At 60.4% G+C, this 24,927-nt stretch carries 19 protein-coding genes and 2 tRNA genes; 7 read left to right on the top strand and 14 right to left on the bottom strand.

Annotation, left to right across the window (positions count from 1 at the left end; all coding sequences use genetic code 11):
- Positions 1 to 5 precede the first annotated feature (5 nt).
- On the top strand, positions 6 to 1,220 hold the full coding sequence (gene pncB / locus AB4O35_RS08715; RefSeq protein WP_012721934.1) for a nicotinate phosphoribosyltransferase: 1,215 nt from the start codon (positions 6 to 8) through the stop codon (positions 1,218 to 1,220).
- Between the two features lie 3 nt (positions 1,221 to 1,223).
- Positions 1,224 to 2,051, top strand: a complete 828-nt coding sequence (nadE, locus tag AB4O35_RS08710; RefSeq protein WP_065874344.1) for an ammonia-dependent NAD(+) synthetase — start codon at positions 1,224 to 1,226, stop codon at positions 2,049 to 2,051.
- A gap of 195 nt (positions 2,052 to 2,246) precedes the next feature.
- On the opposite strand, the gene azu is transcribed toward nadE, so the two are convergent.
- Positions 2,247 to 2,693 carry an azurin gene (gene azu / locus AB4O35_RS08705; protein WP_065874345.1) on the bottom strand — a complete coding sequence of 149 codons (447 nt, stop codon included), beginning with the start codon at positions 2,691 to 2,693 and terminating at the stop codon, positions 2,247 to 2,249.
- Positions 2,694 to 3,025: 332 nt separating this feature from the next.
- Here azu and AB4O35_RS08700 point away from each other — a divergent pair, with 332 nt between their 5' ends.
- On the top strand, positions 3,026 to 3,208 hold the full coding sequence (locus AB4O35_RS08700) for a hypothetical protein (protein ID WP_065874346.1): 183 nt from the start codon (positions 3,026 to 3,028) through the stop codon (positions 3,206 to 3,208).
- Between the two features lie 46 nt (positions 3,209 to 3,254).
- On the opposite strand, the gene AB4O35_RS08695 is transcribed toward AB4O35_RS08700, so the two are convergent.
- The 13 genes from AB4O35_RS08695 to rnr form a co-directional block, all read right to left on the bottom strand.
- Entirely contained in the window at positions 3,255 to 4,145 is an 891-nt protein-coding gene (locus AB4O35_RS08695) for a transglutaminase family protein (RefSeq protein ID WP_065874347.1), read from the bottom strand.
- Positions 4,145 to 6,631, bottom strand: coding sequence for a circularly permuted type 2 ATP-grasp protein (locus tag AB4O35_RS08690; RefSeq protein ID WP_065874348.1), 2,487 nt, complete (start codon positions 6,629 to 6,631; stop codon positions 4,145 to 4,147). The genes AB4O35_RS08695 and AB4O35_RS08690 overlap by 1 nt, the downstream gene beginning before the upstream one ends.
- A 161-nt stretch (positions 6,632 to 6,792) precedes the next feature.
- Entirely contained in the window at positions 6,793 to 10,083 is a 3,291-nt protein-coding gene (locus tag AB4O35_RS08685; protein WP_065874349.1) for a transglutaminase family protein, read from the bottom strand.
- Between the two features lie 187 nt (positions 10,084 to 10,270).
- A complete protein-coding gene (locus tag AB4O35_RS08680) occupies positions 10,271 to 10,720 on the bottom strand; it encodes a hypothetical protein (RefSeq protein WP_065945541.1) in 450 nt (149 codons plus the stop codon).
- Positions 10,717 to 11,649, bottom strand: coding sequence for an NAD synthetase (locus tag AB4O35_RS08675; RefSeq protein ID WP_065879908.1), 933 nt, complete (start codon positions 11,647 to 11,649; stop codon positions 10,717 to 10,719). The genes AB4O35_RS08680 and AB4O35_RS08675 overlap by 4 nt, the downstream gene beginning before the upstream one ends.
- Before the next feature lie 210 nt (positions 11,650 to 11,859).
- On the bottom strand, positions 11,860 to 14,160 hold the full coding sequence (locus AB4O35_RS08670; RefSeq protein ID WP_065874352.1) for a YgiQ family radical SAM protein: 2,301 nt from the start codon (positions 14,158 to 14,160) through the stop codon (positions 11,860 to 11,862).
- Positions 14,161 to 14,257: 97 nt separating this feature from the next.
- Positions 14,258 to 15,652, bottom strand: coding sequence for a replicative DNA helicase (dnaB, locus tag AB4O35_RS08665; RefSeq protein ID WP_049710289.1), 1,395 nt, complete (start codon positions 15,650 to 15,652; stop codon positions 14,258 to 14,260).
- 110 nt (positions 15,653 to 15,762) lie between these two features.
- Positions 15,763 to 16,209 carry a 50S ribosomal protein L9 gene (gene rplI / locus AB4O35_RS08660; RefSeq protein ID WP_003171376.1) on the bottom strand — a complete coding sequence of 149 codons (447 nt, stop codon included), beginning with the start codon at positions 16,207 to 16,209 and terminating at the stop codon, positions 15,763 to 15,765.
- Between the two features lie 18 nt (positions 16,210 to 16,227).
- Positions 16,228 to 17,121 carry a YybS family protein gene (locus AB4O35_RS08655; protein WP_065889095.1) on the bottom strand — a complete coding sequence of 298 codons (894 nt, stop codon included), beginning with the start codon at positions 17,119 to 17,121 and terminating at the stop codon, positions 16,228 to 16,230.
- A gap of 36 nt (positions 17,122 to 17,157) precedes the next feature.
- Entirely contained in the window at positions 17,158 to 17,388 is a 231-nt protein-coding gene (gene rpsR / locus AB4O35_RS08650; protein ID WP_002551829.1) for a 30S ribosomal protein S18, read from the bottom strand.
- A gap of 28 nt (positions 17,389 to 17,416) precedes the next feature.
- The gene (gene rpsF, locus AB4O35_RS08645) at positions 17,417 to 17,839 is read right to left on the bottom strand and encodes a 30S ribosomal protein S6 (protein WP_003236224.1); all 423 of its coding nucleotides are present in this window, start codon (positions 17,837 to 17,839) and stop codon (positions 17,417 to 17,419) included.
- 321 nt (positions 17,840 to 18,160) lie between these two features.
- Entirely contained in the window at positions 18,161 to 18,922 is a 762-nt protein-coding gene (gene rlmB, locus AB4O35_RS08640) for a 23S rRNA (guanosine(2251)-2'-O)-methyltransferase RlmB (RefSeq protein ID WP_065874354.1), read from the bottom strand.
- Positions 18,919 to 21,555: a ribonuclease R gene (gene rnr, locus AB4O35_RS08635; protein WP_065874355.1), complete on the bottom strand. Its 2,637-nt coding sequence runs from the start codon at positions 21,553 to 21,555 to the stop codon at positions 18,919 to 18,921. The genes rlmB and rnr overlap by 4 nt, the downstream gene beginning before the upstream one ends.
- Before the next feature lie 224 nt (positions 21,556 to 21,779).
- Here rnr and AB4O35_RS08630 point away from each other — a divergent pair.
- The 4 genes from AB4O35_RS08630 (at position 21,780) to AB4O35_RS08615 (ending at position 24,855) form a co-directional block, all read left to right on the top strand.
- Positions 21,780 to 21,866 (top strand) — tRNA-Leu (locus AB4O35_RS08630).
- A 153-nt stretch (positions 21,867 to 22,019) separates the two neighbouring features.
- Positions 22,020 to 22,106, top strand: a tRNA-Leu gene (locus tag AB4O35_RS08625).
- 158 nt (positions 22,107 to 22,264) lie between these two features.
- Entirely contained in the window at positions 22,265 to 23,290 is a 1,026-nt protein-coding gene (locus AB4O35_RS08620) for an iron ABC transporter substrate-binding protein (protein WP_065879906.1), read from the top strand.
- Positions 23,290 to 24,855 (top strand): ABC transporter permease, encoded by a 1,566-nt coding sequence (locus AB4O35_RS08615; RefSeq protein WP_065945542.1) that lies wholly within the window; start codon positions 23,290 to 23,292, stop codon positions 24,853 to 24,855. Before AB4O35_RS08620 ends, AB4O35_RS08615 begins: the two co-directional genes overlap by 1 nt.
- The last annotated feature ends 72 nt before the right edge of the window (positions 24,856 to 24,927 follow it).

The raw sequence follows: 24,927 nt of genomic DNA, 5'->3' as shown, positions 1-24,927 counted from the left end.
CCGTTATGAGCGAGAGTGTGTTTGCCGATCGCATCGTGCAGAACTTGCTCGACACCGACTTCTACAAGCTGACCATGATGCAGGCGGTGCTGCACAACTACCCCAACGTGGAAGTTGAATGGGAGTTTCGTTGCCGAAACAGCGAAGACCTGCGCCCGTACCTGGCGGAGATCCGCTACCAGATCGAACGCCTCGCCGAGCTGAGCCTGAGCCCGGACCAACTGGGTTTCCTCGAACGCATCAGCTTCATGAAGCCGGATTTTTTGCGTTTTCTCGGGCTGTTCCGCTTCAACCTGCGCTACGTGCAAACCGGCATCGAGAACGGCGAATTGTTCATCCGCCTGCGCGGGCCGTGGCTGCATGTGATCCTTTTTGAGGTGCCAATGCTGGCCATCGTCAGCGAAGTGCGTAACCGCTACCGCTACCAGACCGTGATCCTCGAACAGGCCCGCGAGCAGTTGTATCGCAAATTCGACTGGCTGACGGCAAATGCCAGCAGCGATGAGCTGTCAGAGCTGCAAGTGGCCGACTTCGGCACGCGCCGGCGCTTCTCGTACCGCGTGCAGGAAGAAGTGGTCAGCGTGCTCAAGCATGATTTCCCAGGGCGTTTTGTCGGCACCAGCAACGTGCACCTGGCCCGCGAATTCGATATGAAACCGCTGGGCACCATGGCCCACGAATGGATCATGGCCCACCAGCAACTCGGCCCGCGCCTGATCGACAGCCAGATCGCCGCACTCGATTGCTGGGTCCGCGAGTACCGTGGGCTGCTGGGCATTGCCCTGACCGATTGCATCACCACCGACGCGTTCCTCGGCGACTTCGATTTGTACTTCGCCAAGCTGTTCGACGGCCTGCGCCATGACTCCGGCGACCCGGTGCAATGGGCGGAAAAAGCCATCGCCCATTATCATAAGCTGGGTATCGAGCCGATGAGCAAGACCCTGGTGTTCTCCGACAGCCTGTCATTGCCCAAGGCCCTGGAGATATTCCGCGCACTGCGGGGTCGGATCAATGTGAGCTTTGGCATTGGCACCAACCTGACCTGCGACATTCCAGGTGTCGAGCCGATGAGCATCGTGCTTAAAATGACCGCCTGCAATGGCCAGCCCGTCGCGAAGATTTCCGATGAAGCGGGCAAGACCCACTGCACCGACCCGAATTTCGTCGCCTATTTGCGTCATGTTTTCAAAGTACCTGCCATCTCTAGCAAGGAGTGAATCATGCAAGCCGTACAGCGTGAGATTGCTGAACAGCTCAAGGTCCAAGCGCCGTTCAAAGACCCGGCAGCCCTCGAGGCCGAGGTTGCCCGGCGCGTGACCTTTATCCAGGACTGCCTGCGCAATTCCGGGCTCAAAGCGTTGGTGCTGGGCATCAGCGGTGGCGTCGACTCCCTGACCGCCGGCCTGTTGGCCCAACGCGCGATGCAGGAACTGCGCGCCAGCACCGGGGATGACGCCTACCGTTTTATCGCCGTGCGCCTGCCCTACGAAACCCAGTTCGACGAAATCGACGCCCAGGCCTCGGTGGACTTTATCGAACCGGACGAGCGCCACACCGTGAACATCGGCCCAGCGGTGAAAGCCCTGGCCAATGAAGTGGCAGCGTTTGAAGGCAAGGCTTCGGTGTCCCGCGATTTCGTGCTGGGCAACACCAAGGCGCGCATGCGCATGGTGGCGCAGTACACCATCGCCGGCGCGGCCGGTGGGCTGGTGATTGGCACCGACCATGCGGCAGAAGCGGTGATGGGCTTTTTCACCAAGTTTGGTGACGGCGCGTGCGATCTGGCGCCATTGAGCGGGCTGGTGAAGAACCAGGTGCGCGCGATTGCACGGCACTTTGGTGCGCCTGAGTCGTTGGTGGAGAAAGTGCCGACGGCGGACCTGGAAGACCTCTCGCCGGGCAAGCCGGACGAAGCGTCACATGGCGTGACCTACACCGAGATCGATGCGTTCCTGCACGGCGAGCCGGTGCGCGAGGAAGCGTTCCGGATTATCTGTGAGACGTATCGCAAGACTGAGCACAAGCGGGTGATGCCGTTTGCGCCGTGAGGTGAGCCAGATAGGCTTGTGTTGACTGTTAGACCGCTATCGCAGGCAAGCCAGCTCCCACAGTTGACCGGGTTCCAGCATGAGAATGCGGTTGAATGTGGGAGCTGGCTTGACTGCGATGAACGATGACTCGGTTCAACTGACCGCCCACAAAAAAGCGCCCTTCGGGGCGCTTTTTTTTCGACCGGCGTCGGCTTACTTAACGGTCACAGTACCTTTCATCATCGAGATGTGGCCCGGGAACGAGCAGAAGAACGCGTAATCAGTACCGGCGGCCAGCTTCGACACGTCGAAGGTTACCGCGTCTTTCTCGCCAGCACCGATGATCTTGGTGTGGGCGATGATGCGATCGTCACCTGGCTTCAAGTAGTCTTTGTCGATGCCGGCGGCCATGCCGTCAGTGGCAACTGGCTGCATGTTGGCGGCACTGGTCAGCACCCAGTTGTGGCCCATGACGTTTTTCGGCAGGTTGCCGGAGTGAGTCAGCTCGACGGTGAAGGTCTTGCAGCTCTTGTCAATTTCGATGGCTTTGGTATTGAAGGACATCTGGTCAGTGGAGTCGACGGTGACCTTGCACTCTGCAGCAAGCAACTGGCCGCTCGCCAGAGTGAGCAGGGAAACAGCAACGAGTTTGGCAAACATGTGAATCTCCAAGGCAGGGTTTAAAAAAAGCGTATTGCGACAAGGGTGCCTCAAGCAGGCCGAAATTCTTATGATCTGAATCAACAGATTGTATACAACTTTAGGCTATCAGACCTATCAACACAATCTACCAGCCAAAGTACCGGCACCTGCCTATGATCGGCTCATTCCCCTTGGAGCCTACGCCATGCACCTCAACCAACTGTTCAACGGCCTGCTGGCTGCCTACGCCTGCGGTAAGTGAGGCCCAAGCGCGCTGCTAAGCTGCTACCATAGCGACCCAAGGCAGCTGCGCGCCGCCCACCCTCACCTTCGACCTTAGAGGATCGCCCATGGCCAAACCTAATTACTCCTTCGCCAAACGTCAGAGAGACTTGGCCAAGGAACAGAAGAAAGAGGAAAAACTGCAACGCAAGAAAGCCGCTGCTGACGAAGAAGCGGGCGCACTGAACCCGGATGCGGAAGGTGAAGTGGCAGTAGACGAAACGGAAACACCGAAAGATCCGGCTGAATAATTTCCTTTGTGCTGAGCCGGCCAGACCGGCTCGGCACAATCCACCTCTACTCCAGCGGCATCACCGTCACCCGAACCTCCGGGTCATGGCTCCCTCCCCCCAGAATCACCCCTCGCAACGGCGACACATCGGAAAAATCCCGGCCCCAGGCCAGGGTGATGTGCTCCAGAGCCGGCTGCACATTGTTTGTCGGATCAAAATCCACCCAACCTGATACCGGGCAATACACCGAGACCCACGCGTGGGACGCATCGGCGCCGATCAGCCGTGGCTGGCCGGGGGGTGGCTGGGTGAGCAGGTAGCCACTGATATAGCGCGCCGCCAGGCCCCGCGAGCGCAGGCACGCCAACATCAGGTGAGCAAAGTCCTGGCACACACCGCGCCGGCGCTCCAGCACTTCCACCAACGGCGTCGCGACCTGGGTCGCCTCGGCATCGAAGGTGAATTCGCTGAAGATCTTTTCCATCAGCGCCTGCACGCCCAGCAGCAACGGCTGACCAGGCGGGAAACAGCTTTCGGAGAACTCCACGAACGTTTGCTTCAAGTGCACGTAGGGCGATTCGAAGCGATAGCGGCAGGCTTCGATCAACTCAAGGGACATGGGATGGCAGCTGTAGGTCAGGCTGTCGCGGGTCTGGTCCCAGGCCGGCGATTGTTGGAAATCCAGCACCGGTCGCGCCAGCACTTCCACGGTCAGCCCGGCATTCACCAGCAATTCATCATGGGGACGTTCGAACGCAAGGCGGGTGATCGGGTTGCCGAACACATCCAGTTCATCGCGGCGCGACGTCGGCTCCGGGCTGATCTCCAGCTGCTGCGAGCTGCAACGCTGCCAGGCGCACGGCCGTGGCCACAGATGCGCCAACTGCTGGGCCAAGGACACCGGGCTGTCGTAGTGATAATGGGTATCGTGGAAAATCTGGTAGCGCGCACTCATCACACCGACACCGTTTGTTGGCTGACATCATCCACATGGGCAAAGTGGCGCAAGGCCAGGCGATCCGACACTTGGCCACTTTCATCGGCCACCGCTTGCAGCAGGTCGGCCAGGCCATCCAACGCGGCACGCACGCTGGATTCGCCAAACAGGGGGTTCTCCAGGCAGCCCAGGTCGAAACGCGACAGGCGCTCCACCAACGGCGCGAGACCTGTTTCCCGGGGTACACCGAAATCGTCGTTGAGACGTCGCAGGGTACGGCTGACCAGTTTGAGCTGGAACAACACCGCATGCGGGTTCTGCTCGTCCAGCAGCAACAGGTCGAGCACCGGGATCAACTGCGGCACCGCCAGGTAGCGCGAGCGATAGGTGATGCTGCTGTTGCCCAGCTCCAGCAACCACTCCAGCCCGGCCTGATCGAACACCGCCACGCCCCGCAAGAATGCGGCAAGGCTGCTGCTGAGAAATTGCAGACGCTCGATGCGCCGGCCCATCATCAAAAAACGCCAGCCTTCATCGCGGGTCATGTCGTCCAGGGCAAACCCGGACAGCGCCGCCAGGGACATCACCAGGCGGTTGAGGAAGTCCAGCAATTCACCAAAGTCCGGCGCCTCGCTTTCCAGCTCCAGGGCTTCGCGTTGCAGCTCTACCAGCGCCTGCCAGTTTTCCCGGGACAACTTGCCGCGCACTTGGGACGCCGCCCACTGCAAGCGTTGCAGGTTGGCGCGCAGGCTCGAGGGCCAGTCATCACCGAGCAAGGCCGCGAGCAGTCGTTCTGGCAATTCGCCCTCTTCCGGCAGCAGGCGCAGGTTTTCACCCAATTCCACCGCCGCCTGCAAGGCCAGCGCGTCATCGCCATCGACATACCGCGCCAGCACCACGCGCAACCAGCGCGCGCTGTCATCGCAGCGCTCGCAGTAACGACCAAACCAGAACAGATTTTCCACCACCCGCGACGGCAGATACGGATCGCGGCGCACCAGGTCATGGGCACCAATGGCGCGTTGCGCACGCCAGTGTTCGCTACCGGCCGCGCGTTCGCCGAGCACCCAGGTGTCTTTGCTGGCGCCTCCGCGTTGCATCGACACCACTTCGGCATCGGCCTCGGCGGCCACGCGGGTCAGGCCGCCGGGAAGCACGCGATAACCGTCGGCGCTGGCCACGGCATAAACACGCATGCCGATGGCGCGATGTTGCAGGTGGTCATCCACGGTGTGCCACACCGGCGCCTGGGACAGTTGCGCCAGTTCCTGGGCGACGTAGGCGTACGGCCGCGCGCGCATGCGTTCGGCCAGGGCTTGGCGCTCTTCGTCGTTCAGGTCACGGCCGAATACCGGCGCGAAACTTTGCGACGGGAAAGCCGGTTTTATCAGCAGCTCCGGCAACTTTTCCAGAGCTTCGGCCAGCACCGGCGCTTCACCGCACCACCACGTGGCAATGGACGGCAGGATCAGTGCTTCACCGAACAGAAATTCGTTGATCTTCGGCAGGAAGCCGAGCAAACCGGGCGACTCCAGCACACCGCTGCCCAACGCATTGGCCACCAACACATTGCCTTGGCGCACCGCATCGAGCAGACCGGGGACGCCAAGGGCTGAGTCGGTGCGCAGCTCCAGTGGGTCGCAGAAGTCGTCGTCGAGACGACGCATGATTGCGTGCACCCGGCGCAGGCCGCTGAGGGTTTTCAGGAACACCGTGCTGTCACGCACGGTGAGGTCGCCGCCTTCCACCAGCGGGTAGCCGAGTTGGCGGGCGAGGTAGAGGTGTTCAAAGTAACTTTCGTTGAATCGGCCCGGCGTGAGCAGAACGATCAGAGGCTGTTGATCATCCCCGGGCGCCTGTCGGACCAAGGTTTCCTGGAGCGTACGGAAGAACCCCGTGAGGTGCTGCACTTGCAGATCACGGTACAGGTCCGGGAACGCGCGGGACACGATGGTGCGGTTCTCCAGCGCGTAGCCCGCACCCGACGGCGCCTGTGTGCGGTCGGCGGTGACCCACCAGCGGCCATCCGGGGTGCGCGCCAGGTCCACGGCGTACAGGTGCAGAAACGCGCCGTCCGGCGGTTGAATGCCTTGGCACGGCCACAGGAAGTTGTTGTGCCCAAACACCAGCTCGGCCGGCAGCAAGCCTTCCTTGATCAGGCGCTGCGGGCCATAAAGGTCGGCCAGCACGGCATTGAGCAGCCGTGCACGCTGGGCAATACCGGCCGACAGGTGCTGCCACTCATCGGCTGCGAGCACGTGGGGCAACAGGTCAAGCTCCCATGGGCGGTCGGCGCCCTTGGGGTCGGCGTAGACGTTATAGGTCACGCCGTTTTCCTGGATCTGCCGGGTCAGCAGCGCCTGGCGTTGGGCCAGTTGCGCGGGTGTGCTGCGTTGCAGGTGGTCGAGCAGGCGCTGCCAATGCGCACGCACCGCGCCGCCGTCGTCCAGCAGTTCGTGATAGGTGCCCGCGGTCAGCGGGTAACGGTCGAGCAAATCGGACATGGAACGCTCGGCAGAGGCAAGGGGGCCACAGTTTAATTCAAATTCACTACGATCTAATGTGGGAGCTGGCTTGCCTGCGATGGCGGTGGTTCAGTCGACAGTGTTGGTGACTGATAAATCGCTATCGCAGGCAAGCCAGCTCCCACATTCTGGACCGGCGTTTAGTCATTTTTATTGGGGAAACGCCGCAAGTCCAAGGTCATCGGCAACTCATCGTTGATGACGACTGCCGGCACCGGAAGCGTCCCAGGGCTATGCCCCAACCGGAAAAACCTCGCCATGCGCCGGCTTTCCGCTTCATTGGCATTCACCGGCAAGCTGTCGTAATTGCGCCCGCCCGGATGGGCGACATGGTACTGGCAGCCGCCCAGCGAGCGTTGCATCCAGGTATCCAGCAAATCGAACACCAACGGCGCATGCACCGCGATGGTCGGTTGCAGGCAGTTGGCCGGCTGCCAGGCGCGATAACGCACGCCGGCCACAAACTCGCCGACTCGCCCGGTGGGTTGCAAGGGCACCGGAATGCCGTTGCAGGTCAGCAGGTAGCGTTGCGGCGGCAGCCCGGTCACTTTCACCTGAAGGCGCTCAAGGGACGAATCGACATAACGCACCGTGCCGCCCACGGCGCCCTCCTCGCCCAGCACATGCCAGGGTTCCAGGGCCTGGCGCAGCTCCAGTTCGATACCACTGACGGCATAGTCGCCGACTTTGGGGAAACGGAACCCCAGATGCGCGGCAAACCATTCGGCGCGTAGCGGGTAACCGGCGGCGTTGAGTTCGACGATCACGTCGGCAAAGTCTTGCTCGATGAAGTGCGGCAACAGGAAACGGTCGTGCAGCTCGGTGCCCCAGCGCGCCAGTTTCGGCGGCGCATAGGGTTCGCGCCAGAAACGTGCGACCAAGGCGCGCAGCAGCAATTGTTGGGTCAGGCTCATGCGCGCATGGGGCGGCATCTCAAATGCACGCAATTCCAGCAGGCCCAGGCGGCCGGTGGCGCCATCCGGCGAGTAGAGTTTATCGATGCAGAACTCGGCGCGGTGGGTGTTGCCCGTCACATCGATCAGCAGGTTGCGCAGCAGGCGGTCCACCAACCAGGGCGGGCACTCTTCGCCGGGCTCCGGCATTTGCGCGAAAGCGATTTCCAGTTCGTACAGCGCGTCGTTGCGCGCCTCGTCCACCCGTGGCGCCTGGGAGGTCGGGCCTATAAACAGCCCGGAAAACAGGTAGGACAAGGAGGGATGGTTATGCCAATAGCTGATCAGACTGCGCAGCAGGTCGGGCCGGCGCAGGAAGGGTGAGTCCTTGGGCGTGGCGCCACCGAGCACAAAGTGGTTACCCCCACCGGTGCCGGTGTGGCGCCCGTCGATCATGAATTTCTCGGTGGTGAGCCGAGTTTGCCGCGCCTCTTCGTAGAGGAATTCGGTGCGTTCCACCAGCTCATCCCAGGTGGCGGATGGCTGCACGTTGACCTCAATCACACCTGGGTCCGGCGTGACGCGGAAGTTGCTCAGGCGTGTATCAGCCGGCGGCTCGTAGCCTTCCAGTAATACCGGGCAATGCAGTTCTTCGGCGGTAGCTTCGATGGCAGCCACCAGTTCCAGATAGTCTTCGACGCGCTCAAGCGGCGGCATAAACAGATACAGCCGACCTTCCCGTGCCTCGGCACAGAGCGCCGTGCGCGTCAGCCAGTCCGCAGACTCGTCGACCTTTGGCACACGCTCATCGCTGGGTGCGGGTTCGCCGTGGCTTTGCAGTTGGGTGGTGGTCGGCAGCTCCGGCTGATCCTGGTTGGGGTCAGTGGGATGCACAAACGGATATTCCGCCGCCGTGACCCAAGGCTGCGAGGCCAAAGGCAGGCGATAGCCCAGCGGCGAATCCCCTGGCACCAGGCGGCAATGGTTATCGCGCAGGTACCAACGACCACTCTGCCAACGGTCATTCGCTGCCGTACGCGCCAGCGGCAGCACTTGGCCGATGACTTTATCCAGGCCCTGGCTGAACACTTTGCGTAGGCGTTCGCGCTCCAGGTCGTCGCTCAGGCGCGGGTCTTGGGCGGTGACGTTTTGCGGCAGCGCGCCTTCGCGCCACAGGTAGTAGAAATTGTCTTCGAAGGCCGGGAACACAAAACGCGCCGGCAGCTTCAGACGCTCGGCGACACTGGCCAGGAAGCGCCCAGCCATGACGCCGTCCGCGCCGTAATCCTCCTGCTCATCGGCAATCAGCGCGCTGTTGTGCCAGATCGGCACGCCGTCACGGCGCCAGTAGCAATTGAGCGACCAACGCGGCAGTTGTTCGCCGGGGTACCACTTACCCTGCCCGAAGTGCACCAGGCCCTTGGGCGCGTAGTGTTTGCGCATACGCTGAAACAGCTCGGCGGACAGGCGACGCTTGTCCGGCCCGAGCGCGGCGGTGTTCCACTCGGCGCCGTCGGGGTCGTCGATGGAGACGAAGGTCGGCTCGCCGCCCATGGTCAGGCGTACATCGTCCTTGAGCAGGTCGCCATCGATCTGCCGGCCCAGGGCCTGGATCGCCAGCCATTGTTCTTCGGTGTAGGGCTTGGTGACGCGCGGCGCCTCCCAAATCCGCTCCACCGACATCTCGTGGGTGAATTCGCACTCACACGGTTCCACCAACCCACTGATCGGCGCCGCTGAAGATGGATCGGGACTACAGGCCAACGGTATGTGGCCTTCACCAGCAAACAGCCCGGAAGTGGCATCCAGGCCGATCCAGCCAGCGCCGGGCAGATACACTTCGCACCAGGCGTGCAGGTCGGTGAAGTCCACTTCGGTACCGGACGGGCCATCGAGCGCTTTGACGTCAGCAGTCAGCTGGATCAAATAACCGGACACAAACCGCGCCGCCAAGCCGAGGTTGCGCAGTAGTTGCACCAGCAGCCAGGCCGAATCGCGACAGGAGCCAGAGGCGTTCTCCAGGGTGAACTCCGGGGTCTGAACGCCCGGCTCCATGCGGATCAGGTAACCGATATCGGCGGCCAGGCGCTGGTTGAGGGCGACCAGAAAATCCACGGCAGGCAGCGGCGTGCGGTCGATGCCGGCCAGGTAAGCGGCAAACCTTGGCGTCAGCGGCAAGGTTTCCAGGTACGGCGCCAGCTCGCGCTGCTCATCGGCGGCGTAGCTGAAGGGGATTTTTTCGGCGTAGGGCTCAAGGAAAAAGTCGAACGGGTTGAACACCGCCATCTCGGCGACCAGGTCGACCTCGATGCGCAGCTCATTGGTCTTTTCCGGAAACACCAGCCGCGCCAGGTAATTGCCCTGGGGGTCTTGCTGCCAGTTGATGAAATGCTGCTCGGGCAGCACTTTCAGCGCGTAGGACAAGATCCGCGTGCGGCTGTGGGCCGCCGGGCGTAGACGCACAATCTGCGGGCCGAGTTCGACCGCGCGGTCGTAGCGGTAATGCGTAACGTGGTGCAACGCGACATGAATCGACACGGCGGCCTCCTGCGAGCCAGGGCATGGAAACAAAGCGCGCAAGACTTATGCCAGAGCGGCCGTCATTGCGCTTTATCGTGGGACCCGGTGCAGTACAGCACCAAAACGGCGCCAACGGTGGTGTCGTGGTGCAGGCGCCGCACATATTTGTGGCGTTAATGTGAGGATGGGTGGCGAATCTACCCAATCACCGGGTTTTGCGCTTTGCGATTACGGCTTGGCGCAGGTGGCGTATCTCGGACAGTTTTTTGCGCATTTCGCGGTGGCGTTTGCTATTGAGCAGCAGTAACCCCAACAGCGGAAAGAGGACAGCCGAGCCATAGACCAGCTTGTTGAGATCGTATTGAATCATTGGCAGTACGAACAACAGACAAGCGCCCAAGTAAGCCGCCACCAGCCGCGTAGCCCAGGGATAGCCGCGTGCGATCATGACGTTGCCAAAGACCAGCACCGCCACTAGCACCAGTATCGCGCCTACTGAATAGTTGGCCTTGAGCGCGGGATCAAGACCGCGCAAATAGGTCACGCCAGCCATGGAGACCGAGGCTGAGCCGGAGAAGATCGCCATGAAAATCGTCCCCATGAACACGGGGAAATAGCGGGCGAGGAAACTGCCCATCTCGGGGAAGCCGTTCATTCCGTCAAGTCCTCGTACAGGCCAATGGCAATGGTCTCGGCAGTGCCTACGTGACCCGTTCTATAGCTGCCCCAGATACCCAAGAGCCCGCCCAAGGCATCCTTGAGTTGGGTCAAAGTGGCATGACGGATCTCCGTGGAACTGTAGCTCTTTGTCAGCTTGCCGGCGCGCTGCTGCAATTTGAGTAGCTTGGGCGTCAGGCTTGGGTCCCTGAGGCTAAGCAGTTCCTTGGTCAACTTCTTGCGTTCCTGACGGCTCAGGCCCTTGAGCAGTTCGTACCAACTCTTGCCCAATGCTGCGGCCTTGTTGGCCTTGAGCAGCCTGACGGTGGTCAACGCACCCGTGCCGATGCCCACCAAAGAGGCCGCGTCAAGGATAGGTGAAACGGCGCCGTACCATTCGGCGTCGTCCATACGGTCATTGGCATCAGGATCAAGCACTTCGTTATACGTACGCGCCACGCCAAACCCACATTGCGCGCTGCTGGCCAGCGCCGCCGTGATACCAATGCCGACCACAAATGCACTGGCACCTGCCGTGAACGGTACCGCAACACTGCCGCTGAACACCACGATCCAGCCGATTACCGCCGCACCACAGGAAAGACCCATATCAAACGCCTCTTTTTGAAGGCGTCCTTCCCGAGGATCGGTCTTTACTTGTTCCACAAACTGCGCAGGCGAAATGTACTTCTGCGCCTCGCGCAAAATAATGCGCTTGGGCCTGATGCTGCAGATGGGCCTGAACTCGCGCAGGGTGATCACGTTGAAATCGGCATCGATATACACGACACCTGCGCCGACAATGCCGGGGTCAGCGTCAATGGCCGCAAACAGGCGCGGCAGGTTGATCTGGCTCTCGATGCGCTGGCGCGCCATGAATTGGGAGCGGTTGGAGTCCATGCCGATACCGGCCGGGGGGTTGCCCATGGGGGTGTTCTTCCTTGAAATAGGTGGTGGCTGAGCCGACGCCTTCGCGAGCAAGCCCGCTCCCACACTTGAGTATTCGCAAATCAAAATGTGGGAGCGGGCTTGCCCGCGAAGGCGATTTAATGGTCGCCACCTTAACAAACAGGCTCGCCACCGAATAGAAAGCAAAACGCCAGCACGAGGCTGGCGTTTTGCATTTTCAGGCTACGATCAACGCGGCACGACTGGCTTGCGCGCAGGCTTCTTGCCTTTGCCCTTGGCCGCGTCGGTGCGCTCTTTAGCCGCCTGTTTGTTGCGTGCCATGGCCGCAGCCTTGGCTTGTTCACGCTTGTCCCACGGGTTGCTGCCGTCGCTGCCGCGCGGTGGCAAGCCGGTGTGCTGGGTGAGGATCTTGGTGGTTTCCTTGGCGACCTTGTGGCTGCCGGCCGGCGTCGAGTTTTTGCGACGCGCGCTCTGGTAGCTGTCGGTAGACGGCTGGTGCAGCGGGATCAGTTGCTCCTTGCCCGGCCCGATCAGGTCGGCACGGCCCATGCGGGTCAGCGCTTCACGCAGCATCGGCCAGCCTTTCGGGTCGTGGTAGCGCAGGAACGCCTTGTGCAGGCGGCGCTGCTCTTCGCTCTTGACGATGGTCACCGCGTCGCTTTTGTAGGTGACCTTGCGCAGCGGGTTCTTGCCCGAGTGGTACATCGCGGTGGCGGTGGCCATCGGCGACGGGTAGAACGCCTGCACCTGGTCGGCGCGGAAGTCATTGCGCTTGAGCCACAGGGCCAGGTTCATCATGTCTTCATCGGTGGTGCCGGGGTGGGCAGCGATGAAGTACGGGATCAGGTACTGCTCCTTGCCCGCTTCCTTGGTGTACTTTTCGAACATGCGCTTGAACTTGTCATAGCTGCCAATGCCCGGCTTCATCATCTGGTTGAGCGGACCTTCCTCGGTGTGTTCCGGGGCGATCTTGAGGTAGCCACCGACGTGGTGGGTGACCAGCTCTTTGACGTACTCCGGCGACTCGACGGCGAGGTCGTAGCGCAGGCCGGAGGCGATCAGGATCTTCTTCACACCCGGCAACGCACGGGCGCTGCGGTACAGCTGGATCAACGATGAATGGTCAGTGTTCAAGTTCGGGCAGATGCCAGGGAACACGCACGACGGCTTGCGGCACGCGGATTCGATTTCCGGGCTCTTGCAGGCGATGCGGTACATGTTCGCGGTCGGGCCACCGAGGTCGGAGATCACCCCGGTGAAGCCCGGGACCTTGTCGCGGATCTCTTCGATCTCGCGAATGATCGACTCTTCGGAACGGTTCTGGATGATGCGGCCTTCGTGCTCGGTGATCGAGCAGAAGGTGCAGCCGCCAAAGCAACCACGCATGATGTTCACCGAGAAGCGGATCATGTCGTAGGCCGGAATCTTTTCCTTGCCGTACACCGGGTGCGGGACACGGGCGTAAGGCATGCCAAACACGTAGTCCATTTCTTCGGTGGTCATGGGAATGGGCGGCGGGTTGAACCACACGTCCACTTCACCGTGCTTCTGCACCAGGGCGCGGGCGTTGCCTGGGTTGGTTTCCAGGTGCAGCACGCGGTTGGCGTGGGCGTAGAGCACCGCGTCGCCACGGACTTTTTCCACCGACGGCAGGCGGATTACGGTTTTGTCGCGGGTCATGCGCGGGCTGGCCAGGATCTGCACGACCTTGGCTTCGTCCGGATCATCAACCGGACCTTTTTCCTGCTCAATGGCGCAAGCCTGGGTGTCCTGGGTGTTCACGTACGGGTTGATGATCTTATCGATCTTGCCCGGACGGTCGATACGCGTGGAGTCCACTTCGTACCAGCCTGCCGGCGTGTCACGGCGAATGAACGCGGTGCCGCGCACGTCAGTGATGTCTTCGATCTTGTGGCCCCACGACAGGCGCTGGGCAACTTCGACAATTGCGCGCTCGGCGTTGCCGTACAACAGGATGTCCGCGGTGGCGTCGATCAGGATCGAGTTACGCACGCGGTCCTGCCAGTAGTCGTAGTGGGCGATGCGGCGCAGGGAGGCTTCGATGCCACCGAGCACGATCGGCACGTTCTTGTAGGCTTCCTTGCAACGCTGGCTGTACACCAGGCTGGCGCGGTCCGGGCGTTTGCCGGCCATGCCGCCTGGGGTGTAGGCGTCGTCGGAGCGGATTTTCTTGTCGGCGGTGTAGCGGTTGATCATCGAGTCCATGTTGCCGGCCGCGACGCCGAAGAACAGGTTCGGCTCGCCGAGCTTCATGAAGTCGTCTTTGGACTGCCAGTTCGGCTGCGCAATGATCCCGACACGGAAGCCCTGGGACTCCAGCAGCCGGCCGATGATCGCCATGCCGAACGACGGATGGTCGACGTAGGCATCACCGGTGACGATGATGATGTCGCAGGAATCCCAGCCAAGCTGATCCATCTCCTCCCTGCTCATTGGCAGGAATGGCGCAGGACCGAAACATTCGGCCCAGTACTTGGGATAGTCAAATAACGGCTTGGCTGTTTGCATGACGGTGACCGGTGTTGAGATGAAAAATCGCGGGCGCGGAATATAGCACAAAATTTGACCAATTCCGACCTTTGCAGTCGGAATTGGAGGCGCTCATTTACTCGTCTTCGAAGTTGTAACTGCCTGGCGCAAGGTTTTCGAACCGAGTGTATTTACCAATAAACGCCAGGCGCGTGGTGCCGATCGGGCCGTTACGCTGCTTGCCGATGATGATTTCGGCGATGCCCTTGTGCTCGGTTTCCGGGTGATACACCTCGTCGCGGTACACGAACATGATCACGTCAGCATCCTGCTCGATCGCTCCGGATTCCCGCAAGTCGGAGTTGATCGGGCGCTTGTTGGGCCGTTGTTCCAGGGAGCGGTTGAGCTGCGAAAGCGCCACCACTGGGCAGTTGAACTCCTTGGCCAGGGCTTTCAACGAGCGAGAAATCTCGGAAATCTCGTTGGTTCGGCTGTCACCGCTGGAGCCGGGGATCTGCATCAACTGCAGGTAGTCGATCATGATCAGGGCGATGTCGCCGTGCTCACGCACCAGGCGTCGGGTGCGCGCGCGCATTTCCGACGGGCTGATACCGGCAGTGTCATCGATGAACAGCTTGCGGTCGTTGAGCAGATTGACCGCAGAGGTCAGGCGCGGCCAGTCATCGTCTTCCAGGCGACCGGCACGCACTTTGGTCTGGTCGATACGGCCCAGGGATGAAAGCATCCGCATGATCAGCGATTCACCTGGCATCTCCAGGGAGTAAACCAGCACCGCTTTGTCACTGCGTAGAACGGCGTTTTCCACCAGGTTCATCGCGAACGTGGTCTTACCCATCGACGGACGGCCTGCAACGATGATCAAGTCAGACGGCTGCAGGCCGCTGGTCATGCCATCGAGGTCGGTGTAGCCGGTGGACAGGCCGGTGATCGCGTTGTCGGTGTTGAACAGGGTATCGATACGGTCGATGGCTTTGGTCAACAGGTCGTTGACGCTGACCGGGCCGCCGGTTTTCGGTCGTGCTTCGGCGATCTGGAAGATCTGCCGTTCGGCTTCGTCGAGGATTTCCTCGGCTGTACGCCCTTCCGGGTTGAAGGCACTGTCGGCAATTTCCGTGGCAATGCCGATCAATTGACGCAACGTTGCCCGCGCGCGGACGATCTGCGCATAGGCCTTGATGTTGGCGACCGACGGGGTGTTTTTTGCGAGCTCACCCAGGTAGCCGAGACCGCCCACTTGCGAGGTCTGGCCTTCCTTGTCCAATTGTTCGGCAAGGGTCACGACGTCGATGGGGGAGTTCTGATCGGCCAGCTTAGCGATGGCGCGGAAGATCAGGCGGTGGTCATGGCGATAGAAGTCACCGTCCGAGACTTGATCCAGCACGCGCTCCCAGGCGTTGTTGTCCAGCATCAAACCACCGAGCACGGCTTGTTCGGCCTCGATGGAGTGCGGCGGCACCTTCAGGGCAGCGGTTTGCAGATCGTATTGCTCGGGAGCTGAAATATCGTTCATGGCCACTTGGAATTAGGGGTGTGTAAAAAAACAAAAGGCACGACCTGTAAACAGGATCGTGCCCGATGTTAACCGGCTGTCACGCAAGGTGCCAGCCAGTTGGGTCTTGCTTAAGCTGCTACCACGACAACGCGTACGGTGGCTTCAACTTCGGCGTGCAGGTGCACGGCTACGTCGAATTCGCCTACGTTGCGGATGGTGCCGTTCGGCAGACGAACTTCGCTCTTCTGCACTTCAACGCCGGAGGCGGTCAGTGCATCAGCGATGTCGTGGGTGCCGATCGAACCGAACAGCTTGCCTTCGTCACCGGCGGTGGCAGTGATAGTCACTTCCAGCTCAGCCAGTTGGGCAGCGCGAGTTTCGGCCGAAGCTTTTTTGTCTGCTGCTGCTTTTTCCAGCTCAGCACGACGCTCTTCAAACGCAGCCAGGTTGGCAGCGGTTGCAGCGGTGGCTTTGCCGTATGGCAGCAGGTAGTTACGACCGTAGCCGGCCTTAACGTTCACTTTGTCGCCCAGGTTGCCCAGGTTGGCGACTTTTTCCAGAAGGATCAGTTGCATGTGAAAATCCTCTAACTTTTAACCTTCACCGTTCGCGTTATCGGCGTCTTTCGGCGCCAGACGACCGCGAAAATCAATCAGGCCGTCGACAATGGCCAGAACCACGAGTAACGGATAGATCAGCTGCATGAACAGCAACATCGTTACGTACAACCCCACCAGCCAAAACTTGGCCAGACGCTTCTGCGCGACCAGCCCGTGAATCAGGGCCAGTCCGGCGAACATCAGCGGTACGCTGCAAAACAGCACCATCAAGGCCATCTGCGAACCAAGGTTCGGTCCGATAACCATGAGTGCAAGCAGCAACATCGCCGGGCCCACGGGAATTCTGATACTGCGAAACTCGCGACCAAAACCACCCGGGTTGTACAACAACGCCTGCCAATATCGCCCAAGCATCAGGCTCAACAAGCTGACGATCTGCATCATTACCGCCATCAGGCCGATCAGGGCCGGTGCAATCAGTGTTGCCAGTCGCGCTCGCTCATCTACCGACAGCTGCTGGTAGAGTTCCCCGAGGGCCATCGGCAGGATCTTGACGATCTCTTGCGACAGCGCCTCGATTTGCGGGCGGAAAGCCGCGTCAATCAACACCGAAAACACCAATCCCAATGCCACGCTGACCAGCAGCGTGCGGACCCAGGACTCACTTGCGCGCAAAACCAACGCAAGGCTCGACGACCCCAGCAGTACCAGAAGTACCTTGGGTTCGCCCAGTTGCAGCCACCAGATCAAGGCGGCCAACACTCCCAGGGCCAGGACGCCAACGGCGCCCTGCAAACCGCGCCGCAGGAGCACAAGGCATCCAGCGGCAGCACCCAACCAATACAACAACGGCAATGCTGCACATCCAGCCACTACCAGAGTGGCCTGCACACGACCGCGCATGATGAACTCAGCTAAGGCGCGCATGCATTCAATCCCTTACTACTTGTCGACTGCCCGGTCTCAGCGGCCGTGGCTGTCGGTGTAGGCCAGCAGGGCCAGGAAGCGGGCGCGCTTGATAGCGGTGGCCAGCTGACGCTGATAACGTGCTTTGGTACCGGTGATACGGCTTGGAACGATTTTGCCGGTCTCGGATACGTAGGCTTTCAGAGTGTTGAGATCTTTGTAATCGATCTCTTTCACGTCTTCAGCGGTGAAGCGGCAGAATTTACGACGACGGAAGAAACGTGCCATTTGATAGGCTCCTTAAAAGGTCCGTGGATTACTCGTCAGCGTTATCGCTGTTGTCGCTGTCATCACTATCAGCGCTATCAGCGCCTTCGTGCTCAGGACGGTCGCGACGCTCACGGCGCTCACTGCGGTTTTCTTCAGCCTTGAGCATCTCGGATTGGCCGGTAACGGCTTCTTCGCGACGGATGACCAGGTTACGGATCACTGCATCGTTGTAGCGGAAGTTGTCTTCCAGCTCGGCCAGGGCCTTGCCAGTGCACTCAACGTTCAGCATCACGTAGTGAGCCTTGTGAACATTGTTGATTGCGTAGGCCAGTTGACGACGGCCCCAATCTTCCAGACGGTGGATTTTGCCGCCGTCTTCTTCGATCAGCTTGGTGTAACGCTCTACCATGCCGCCGACTTGCTCGCTTTGATCCGGGTGGACCAAAAAGATGATTTCGTAATGACGCATGAATGCTCCTTACGGGTTGTAGCCTGCCGCTCAAAAACGGTCAGACAAGGAGTGAATGACACTTATGGATCTTGCCAAAGGGAGGCACATCGGTGCCCGCCAGGAAGGCAAGGGGCGCAATTGTAGAGAAGGGGGAGGAAGGGCGCAAGGTGATTGGTGATTATTTGAACAATCCTCCAACCACCACACAGCAAATGGGGGAGCGGGCTTGTGTGGGAGTCGGGCTTGCCCGCGATGCAGGCACCTCGGTGTATCAGTGATACCGAAGTGATGCTATCGCAGGCAAGCCAGCTCCCACATTTTGAACTGCGCCAAGCCGGATTACTTCTTGGGCTTGGTCTTAGCCTTGGCGCCACGCTGGCGCTGGGCTTCAAACAGGCACACGCCGGTCGCGACCGAAACGTTCAGACTGCTGACACTGCCAGCCATCGGCAAATGCACCAGGTAATCGCAGTGCTCGCGGGTCAGGCGACGCATGCCCTTACCTTCGGCGCCCATGATCAAAATGGTCGGGCCGGTGAGGTCTTGGTCATAAATGCTGACCTCAGCCTCGCCTGCCGTACCCACGATCCACAGGCCACGCTGCTGGAGTTTCTCCAGGGTGCGCGCCAGGTTGGTCACAGCCACCAGCGGAATCACTTCCGCCGCGCCGCAGGCCACTTTACGCACGACTGGCGTCAGGGTGGCCGACTTGTCTTTAGGCACAATCACTGCCAGCGCGCCGGCAGCATCCGCCGAACGCAGGCAAGCGCCGAGGTTATGCGGGTCGGTCACGCCGTCCAGCACCAGCAACAGCGGGGCACCGTCGGTACGGTCAAGCAGCTCGTCGAGCATGGCTTCGCCCCAGACCTGGCTCGGACTGACGTCTGCAACCACGCCTTGGTGAACACCCTCAACCCACACGTCCATTTCACGACGCTCAGCCTGACCGATAGCCACCTTGTTTTGGGTGGCCAGCTCGACCAGCGCTTGCACGCGTGGCTCGCTGCGACCTTCTGCCAGCCACACTTGCTTGACGCGCTTAGGATGGTGACGCAGCAGTGCTTCTACGGCGTGCACGCCGTAGATTTTTTCCAGACTCATGACTTGGCCTTAGGTTTGCGCGATCCACCGCTTTTCGCGGGGGCCGAACCCGCTTTGGGCGGGCCTTTACGGTGTTTACTTGGCTTGCTCGACGGGTTTTCGTCCCCGCGAGACTTTCCCCCAGACGCCGCTTTACCACCGCTTTTGGCTTCGTTGAGCAACTGCTGCTTCAACTCGCGACTCTTGCGCAATTCGGCGTTTTTCGCCGCTGCGTCGCTTGGGCGGTAGGCCTCAGGAGCCTTTTCCTTGCTAGACGAGCGACGACCCGCCTTGGCTGACGCAGGCTCGGCGGCTACCGCTTTCGCGGAAGTGCCTCTGCCCTTGCTGGCTGGCGCAGCAGGCTCGCTGCCACGTTTTTTACGGCTGCCCGGCGCCTCGGCAGGCTTTTCGGGCATACCGAAGTCGATCTTGCGCTCGTCGAGGTCGACGCGCATGACCTGCACTTCAACCGTATCACCCAAGCGGAAGCTACGACCGGTGCGCTCGCCCGCCAGGCGGTGATGCACAGGGTCAAAGTGGTAGTAGTCACCCGGCAAGGCGGTGACATGCACCAGACCCTCGACGTAGATATCGGTCAGCTCAACGAACAGACCAAAGCCAGTCACCGCAGTGATCACACCCGGGAACGACTCGCCCACGCGATCCTTCATGAACTCGCACTTGAGCCAGTTCACTACGTCACGGGTGGCTTCGTCGGCACGGCGCTCGCTCATGGAGCATTGCTCGCCCAACTGTTCCAACGCAGCTTCGTCGTACGGATAGATCCGCGCCTTCGGAATGGTCATCGCACCGGCACGCTTGACGTGCGGGGTGTTTTGCTTGGAATGGATCACGCTACGGATCGCACGGTGCGTGAGCAGGTCCGGGTAACGGCGAATGGGTGAAGTGAAGTGGGTATAGGCTTCGTAATTCAGACCGAAGTGGCCTTGGTTATCAGCGCTGTACACCGCTTGGCTCAGGGAACGCAGCATCACGGTCTGGATCACGTGGTAATCCGGACGGTCCTTGATGCTCGCGAGCAGCGCCTGGTAATCCTTCGGCGATGGGCCATCTTTGCCTTTGTGCAGGGACAGGCCCAGCTCACCGAGGAACGCACGCAACTTCTCCAGACGCTCCGGCGGCGGACCGTCGTGCACGCGGTAGAGCGCAGGGATTTCGTGCTTTTTCAGGAATTCAGCAGTGGCCACGTTGGCCGCCAGCATGCATTCCTCGATCAGCTTGTGAGCATCGTTACGCGTGGTCGGGGTGATCGCGGCGATCTTGCGCTCGGAACCGAAGACAATTCGGGTTTCCTGGGTTTCAAAATCGATCGCGCCACGTACGTGACGGGCACCCAGCAGCACCTTGTACAGTGCATAGAGCTGCTTGAGGTGCGGAACCACACCGGCGTATTCGGTACGCAGGGCCTTGGCTTCGCTGGTTTTCGGCGTTTCCAGGATGGTGCTGACCTTGTTGTAGGTCAGGCGCGCCTGGGAGTGGATCACCGCCTCATAGAATTGGTAGTCGGTCATTTCGCCGGTTTTCGAGATGGTCATCTCGCACACCATGGCCAAACGGTCGACTTTCGGGTTCAGGGAGCACAGGCCGTTGGACAGCTGCTCAGGCAGCATCGGGATCACGCGCTCAGGGAAGTACACCGAGTTGCCGCGCACCTGGGCTTCGTTGTCCAGGGCCGAACCGATCTTCACGTAGCTGGACACATCGGCAATGGCGACAAACAGCTTCCAGCCGCCGGAGAACAGGCGCAGCTTGCCAGGCTTGGCTTCGCAGTAAACCGCATCGTCGAAGTCGCGGGCATCTTCGCCGTCGATGGTGACGAACGGCAGATGACGCAGGTCGATGCGTTTTTCTTTGTCTTTTTCTTCAACTACCGGCTTGAGCTTGGCGGCTTCTTTCAGCACCGCGTCAGGCCAAACGTGAGGAATATCGTAGGTGCGCAGCGCAACGTCGATTTCCATGCCCGGCGCCATGTAGTTGCCGACCACTTCAACGATATCGCCCTGTGGCTGGAAGCGCGGGGTTGGCCAGTGGGTGATTTTCACCTCGACGAACTGACCGACCTTGGCGGCGCCATTGCGGCCCGGGGTAATCAGCACTTCCTGCTGGACCTTCGGGTTATCCGGCACAACAAAGCCGATACCGCCTTCTTCGAAGTAACGGCCGACAATGGACTCGTGGGCGCGGGACACCACTTCAACGATCACACCTTCGCGGCGACCACGACGGTCCAGGCCGGAAACGCGGGCCAGGGCACGGTCGCCATCGAACACCAGGCGCATTTGCGCCGGGCTCATGAACAGGTCGTCGCTGCCGTCGTCCGGAATCAGGAAGCCGAAACCGTCACGATGGCCGGCAATGCGGCCCAGTATCAGGTCGAGCTTATCCACAGGCGCGTAGGTGCCACGGCGGGTGTAGATCAGTTGAGCGTCGCGCTCCATGGCACGCAAACGGCGGCGCAGGGCTTCGAGCTGGTCTTCGGTGGTCAGACCGAACTCTTCAACCAGTTGCTCACGGCTAGCAGGCGAACCCCGATCGGCGAGATGCGCCAGGATCAGTTCGCGGCTAGGAATAGGGTTTTCATATTTTTCCGCTTCACGAGCGGCCTCGGGATCGAGGGACTGCCAATCGGCCATTAGAGAGTTTTCACCTTGTCTATATACGGGTTAGTTTGGCATACGCGTATTGAAACGGGAAATTTCAGGCACGAACAAGCCGTTAAAAGCACTTTACAGCTTCCGAAATACAGCTTGCACGCCCGTCGGTGCTATTTTCCAGTTTTTTTTGATAGCGGGGGTTTACAGTGCAAATCCCACTCCGTATAGTGCGCGCCATCGACGACGGCAACGTTGTTGATGCTGCCCAGGTGGTGAAATTGGTAGACACGCCAGCTTCAGGTGCTGGTGATCGCAAGGTCGTGGAAGTTCGAGTCTTCTCCTGGGCACCAAATTCAGATCAAACCCGCGAAAGCGGGTTTTTTCGTTTCAGGTCTTTGATTTTTAAAGCAAAACTCGATTTATTTTTTCGAATCAGGGGTTTACAGATCAAAAACCCCGCCGTATAGTTCGCCCCATCGACAGCGGCAGCGTTGCTTGATAATGCCCAGGTGGTGAAATTGGTAGACACGCCAGCTTCAGGTGCTGGTGATCGCAAGGTCGTGGAAGTTCGAGTCTTCTCCTGGGCACCAAATTCAGATCAAACCCGCGAAAGCGGGTTTTTTCGTTTCCGGGGTTTGAAAACAATCGCGTGGAAACTTCCCCAGCGATTTCCCCCTCGTCCGCACTTGAGAAGTTTTATCGTTTATCCTTGTAAGTATTTGTTGCATACAAGTGAGGAACAACCCGGATGATGATCCGCGATACCCATCTCAAGACATCCCTTCTGCGTGGCCTGACCATCACTCTGCTAGGCCTGACCCTGCTCTCCCCCACCGCCTATTCCGCCGACAAGGTCTCCCTGACCCTGTACAACGGCCAGCACAAAGAAGTCGGCGATGAACTCGCCAAGGCCTTCGAAGCCAAGACCGGCATTCACGTCAACGTGCGCAAAGGCAGCAGCAACCAGCTGGCCAGCCAGGTCGTCGAAGAGGGGGACCGCTCCCCTGCCGACGTGATCTACACCGAAGAATCGCCACCACTGAACAAACTCGGCGAACAAGGCCTGCTGGCCAAGATCGACGCCAGCACCCTCGACGTATTGCCCAAGGATTATGTTGGCGCCAATGGCGACTGGATGGGCGTGACTGCACGCACCCGCGTCGTGGCCTTTAACCCGAAACTGATTGCTGAAAAAGACCTGCCGAAATCGGTATTGGATTTCGCCGGCCCCGAGTGGCAAGGCAAGGTTGGCTTCGTGCCTACCAGTGGCGCATTCCAGGAACAGGCCGTGGCGATCATCAAGCTGCACGGTCGTGAAGCCGCCGAAGAATGGCTGACCGGCCTGCGCGCCTTCGGCAAGGTGTACAGCAATAACATGGTCGCCCTCAAAGCCGTGGAGAACGGCGAAGTGGCCACGGTGCTGGTGAACAACTACTACTGGTTCGCGCTGAAGAAAGAAAAAACCAACCTGGACTCCCAGTTGCACTACTTCACCAATGGTGATGCCGGCGGCCTGATCACCGTGTCTTCGGCTGCAGCGCTGAAATCCAGCAAGCACCCCAAGGAAGCGCAGCAACTGTTGGCATTCATGGCCAGTGAAGAAGGCCAACGCGTGATCACCAACACCTCGGCTGAGTACCCGCTGCGCAAAGGCATGGAATCCAATCGTGGCCTCAAGCCTTTCAATGAGCTGCAACCGCCGAAAGTCACCCCTGCCGACTTGGGCAACGCCGAAGAAGCCCTGGACCTGGAACGTGACGTTGGCTTGAACTGATGAACCCATCGCTATCCGCCCCTGCCACGCGCAGGGGTTTCAGCCCAAGGCGCAAGCGCCCGTCAATCTGGCTGTTGCTGCCCGTGCTGTTGCTGGTTGGCCTGAGCCTGCTGCCGTTGGCGTATGTCGGGCTCAAGGCCTGGCAGGCCGGCTGGGCGGAAGCGGTGCACCTGCTGTGGCGCCCGTACGTGTTCGGGCTGCTGCGCAACACCCTGGCGCTGATGGTCGGCGTGACGCTGGCATGCGGCGTGATCGGCCTGTCCCTGGCCTGGCTGCTGGAGCGCAGCAACCTGCCGGGGCGACGCATCTGGGGCGTGATTTTGTGCCTGCCGTTTGCGGTACCGGCATTTGTCAGCAGCTTTACCTGGGTCTCGCTGAGCGCCAACTTCGAAGGGCTCGGCGGCGCGATCCTGGTGATGAGCTTGTCGAAATACCCGCTGGTGTTTTTGCCAGTGGCGGCGACGCTGCGCAACCTTGATCCCTCGCTGGAAGAGTCGGCCCGCACCCTGGGGCTGAATCGCTGGGGCGTGTTCTTTCGCGTCACATTGCCTTTGCTGTGGCCATCGCTGCTGGCCGGAGCACTGTTGATCGCGCTGCACATGCTGGTGGAGTTCGGCGCGCTGTCGATTATCGGGCTGCAGACTTTTACCACCGCGATCTACCAACAATTCGAACTGGAATTCAGCAATGCCAACGCCGCGATGCTCTCGGCAGTGCTCCTGGTGATGTGCCTGACGCTGTTGTGGTTGGAGTTGCGCGTGCGCGGCAAGGGCCGACATGTGCGCATAGGCCAAGGCGCGGCGCGGCATGCCGAACAGGTTCGATTAGGTAAGTGGGCGCATCTGGGCCAGGCGTATTGCCTGGTACTGGCGATCATCGGCAGCGGCATACCGCTGGGGATGCTCGGTTACTGGTTGGCAGTGGGCTCTTCCGCCGCATTCCCGGTGGCCGAGATCAGTGAAGCGCTGCTGTCTTCGTTGGCACTTTCTCTCGGCGGTGCGGCGCTGTGCTTAGTATTGGCGGTGCCAGTGGGCCTGCTAGTGGTGCGCTACAAAGGCCAACTGGCAACCTGGGCCGAGCGTCTGCCGTATCTGCTGCACGCCCTGCCCGGCCTGGTGATTGCGCTGACGCTGGTGTATTTCGCCCTGCATTACGTGCCGGTGCTGTACCAGACATCGGCACTGTTGTTGATCGCTTATGCGCTGTTGTTTTTGCCGCTGGCCCAGGCGCCGATTCGTACAGCGCTGAACAAGGCTGCACCGCAGCTGGAAGAGGCTGCGCGTACGCTGGGGGCGTCGTCGTTCAGTGCGTTTTGCCGGGTGACGTTGCCGATTATTTTCCCGGCATTGGGTGCGGCGTTTGCCTTGGTGTTTCTGGATGCGATGAAGGAATTGACGGCGACGTTGCTGTTGAGTCCGACGGGGCTGAATACGTTGGCCACAGCAGTATGGGCACATACCTCGAATGTGGAGTTTGCGGCGGCGGCGCCCTATGCGGCGTTGTTGATTCTGGTGTCGGGGTTGCCGGTGTACCTGTTAACGACTCGGATGTATCTGAGCCGCTGAGACCGCTATCGCGGGCAAGCCCGACTCCCACATTTGAATGGGTTCGCAATTCAAAGTGTGGGAGCTGGCTTG

It is taken from the genome of Pseudomonas sp. H1_A03, from assembly GCF_054685145.1.
The sequence above is the reverse complement of the archived record's forward strand: the minus strand, read 5'-3'. Positions and strand labels throughout refer to the sequence as shown.

What these genes read in the sequence shown, in the direction of transcription:
- rpsF (WP_003236224.1), bottom strand. Translation starts at nt 17,839, where the DNA reads ATGCGTCATTACGAAATCATCTTTTTGGTCCACCCGGATCAAAGCGAG.
- AB4O35_RS08620 (WP_065879906.1), top strand. Translation starts at nt 22,265, where the DNA reads ATGATGATCCGCGATACCCATCTCAAGACATCCCTTCTGCGTGGCCTG.
- AB4O35_RS08655 (WP_065889095.1), bottom strand. Translation starts at nt 17,121, where the DNA reads ATGCGCGCCTTAGCTGAGTTCATCATGCGCGGTCGTGTGCAGGCCACT.
- azu (WP_065874345.1), bottom strand. Translation starts at nt 2,693, where the DNA reads ATGTTTGCCAAACTCGTTGCTGTTTCCCTGCTCACTCTGGCGAGCGGC.
- dnaB (WP_049710289.1), bottom strand. Translation starts at nt 15,652, where the DNA reads ATGAACGATATTTCAGCTCCCGAGCAATACGATCTGCAAACCGCTGCC.
- AB4O35_RS08690 (WP_065874348.1), bottom strand. Translation starts at nt 6,631, where the DNA reads ATGTCCGATTTGCTCGACCGTTACCCGCTGACCGCGGGCACCTATCAC.
- rplI (WP_003171376.1), bottom strand. Translation starts at nt 16,209, where the DNA reads ATGCAACTGATCCTTCTGGAAAAAGTCGCCAACCTGGGCAACCTGGGC.
- AB4O35_RS08680 (WP_065945541.1), bottom strand. Translation starts at nt 10,720, where the DNA reads ATGAACGGCTTCCCCGAGATGGGCAGTTTCCTCGCCCGCTATTTCCCC.
- pncB (WP_012721934.1), top strand. Translation starts at nt 6, where the DNA reads ATGAGCGAGAGTGTGTTTGCCGATCGCATCGTGCAGAACTTGCTCGAC.
- nadE (WP_065874344.1), top strand. Translation starts at nt 1,224, where the DNA reads ATGCAAGCCGTACAGCGTGAGATTGCTGAACAGCTCAAGGTCCAAGCG.
- rnr (WP_065874355.1), bottom strand. Translation starts at nt 21,555, where the DNA reads ATGGCCGATTGGCAGTCCCTCGATCCCGAGGCCGCTCGTGAAGCGGAA.
- AB4O35_RS08700 (WP_065874346.1), top strand. Translation starts at nt 3,026, where the DNA reads ATGGCCAAACCTAATTACTCCTTCGCCAAACGTCAGAGAGACTTGGCC.
- AB4O35_RS08670 (WP_065874352.1), bottom strand. Translation starts at nt 14,160, where the DNA reads ATGCAAACAGCCAAGCCGTTATTTGACTATCCCAAGTACTGGGCCGAA.
- rpsR (WP_002551829.1), bottom strand. Translation starts at nt 17,388, where the DNA reads ATGGCACGTTTCTTCCGTCGTCGTAAATTCTGCCGCTTCACCGCTGAA.
- rlmB (WP_065874354.1), bottom strand. Translation starts at nt 18,922, where the DNA reads ATGAGTCTGGAAAAAATCTACGGCGTGCACGCCGTAGAAGCACTGCTG.
- AB4O35_RS08615 (WP_065945542.1), top strand. Translation starts at nt 23,290, where the DNA reads ATGAACCCATCGCTATCCGCCCCTGCCACGCGCAGGGGTTTCAGCCCA.
- AB4O35_RS08675 (WP_065879908.1), bottom strand. Translation starts at nt 11,649, where the DNA reads ATGGGCAACCCCCCGGCCGGTATCGGCATGGACTCCAACCGCTCCCAA.
- AB4O35_RS08695 (WP_065874347.1), bottom strand. Translation starts at nt 4,145, where the DNA reads ATGAGTGCGCGCTACCAGATTTTCCACGATACCCATTATCACTACGAC.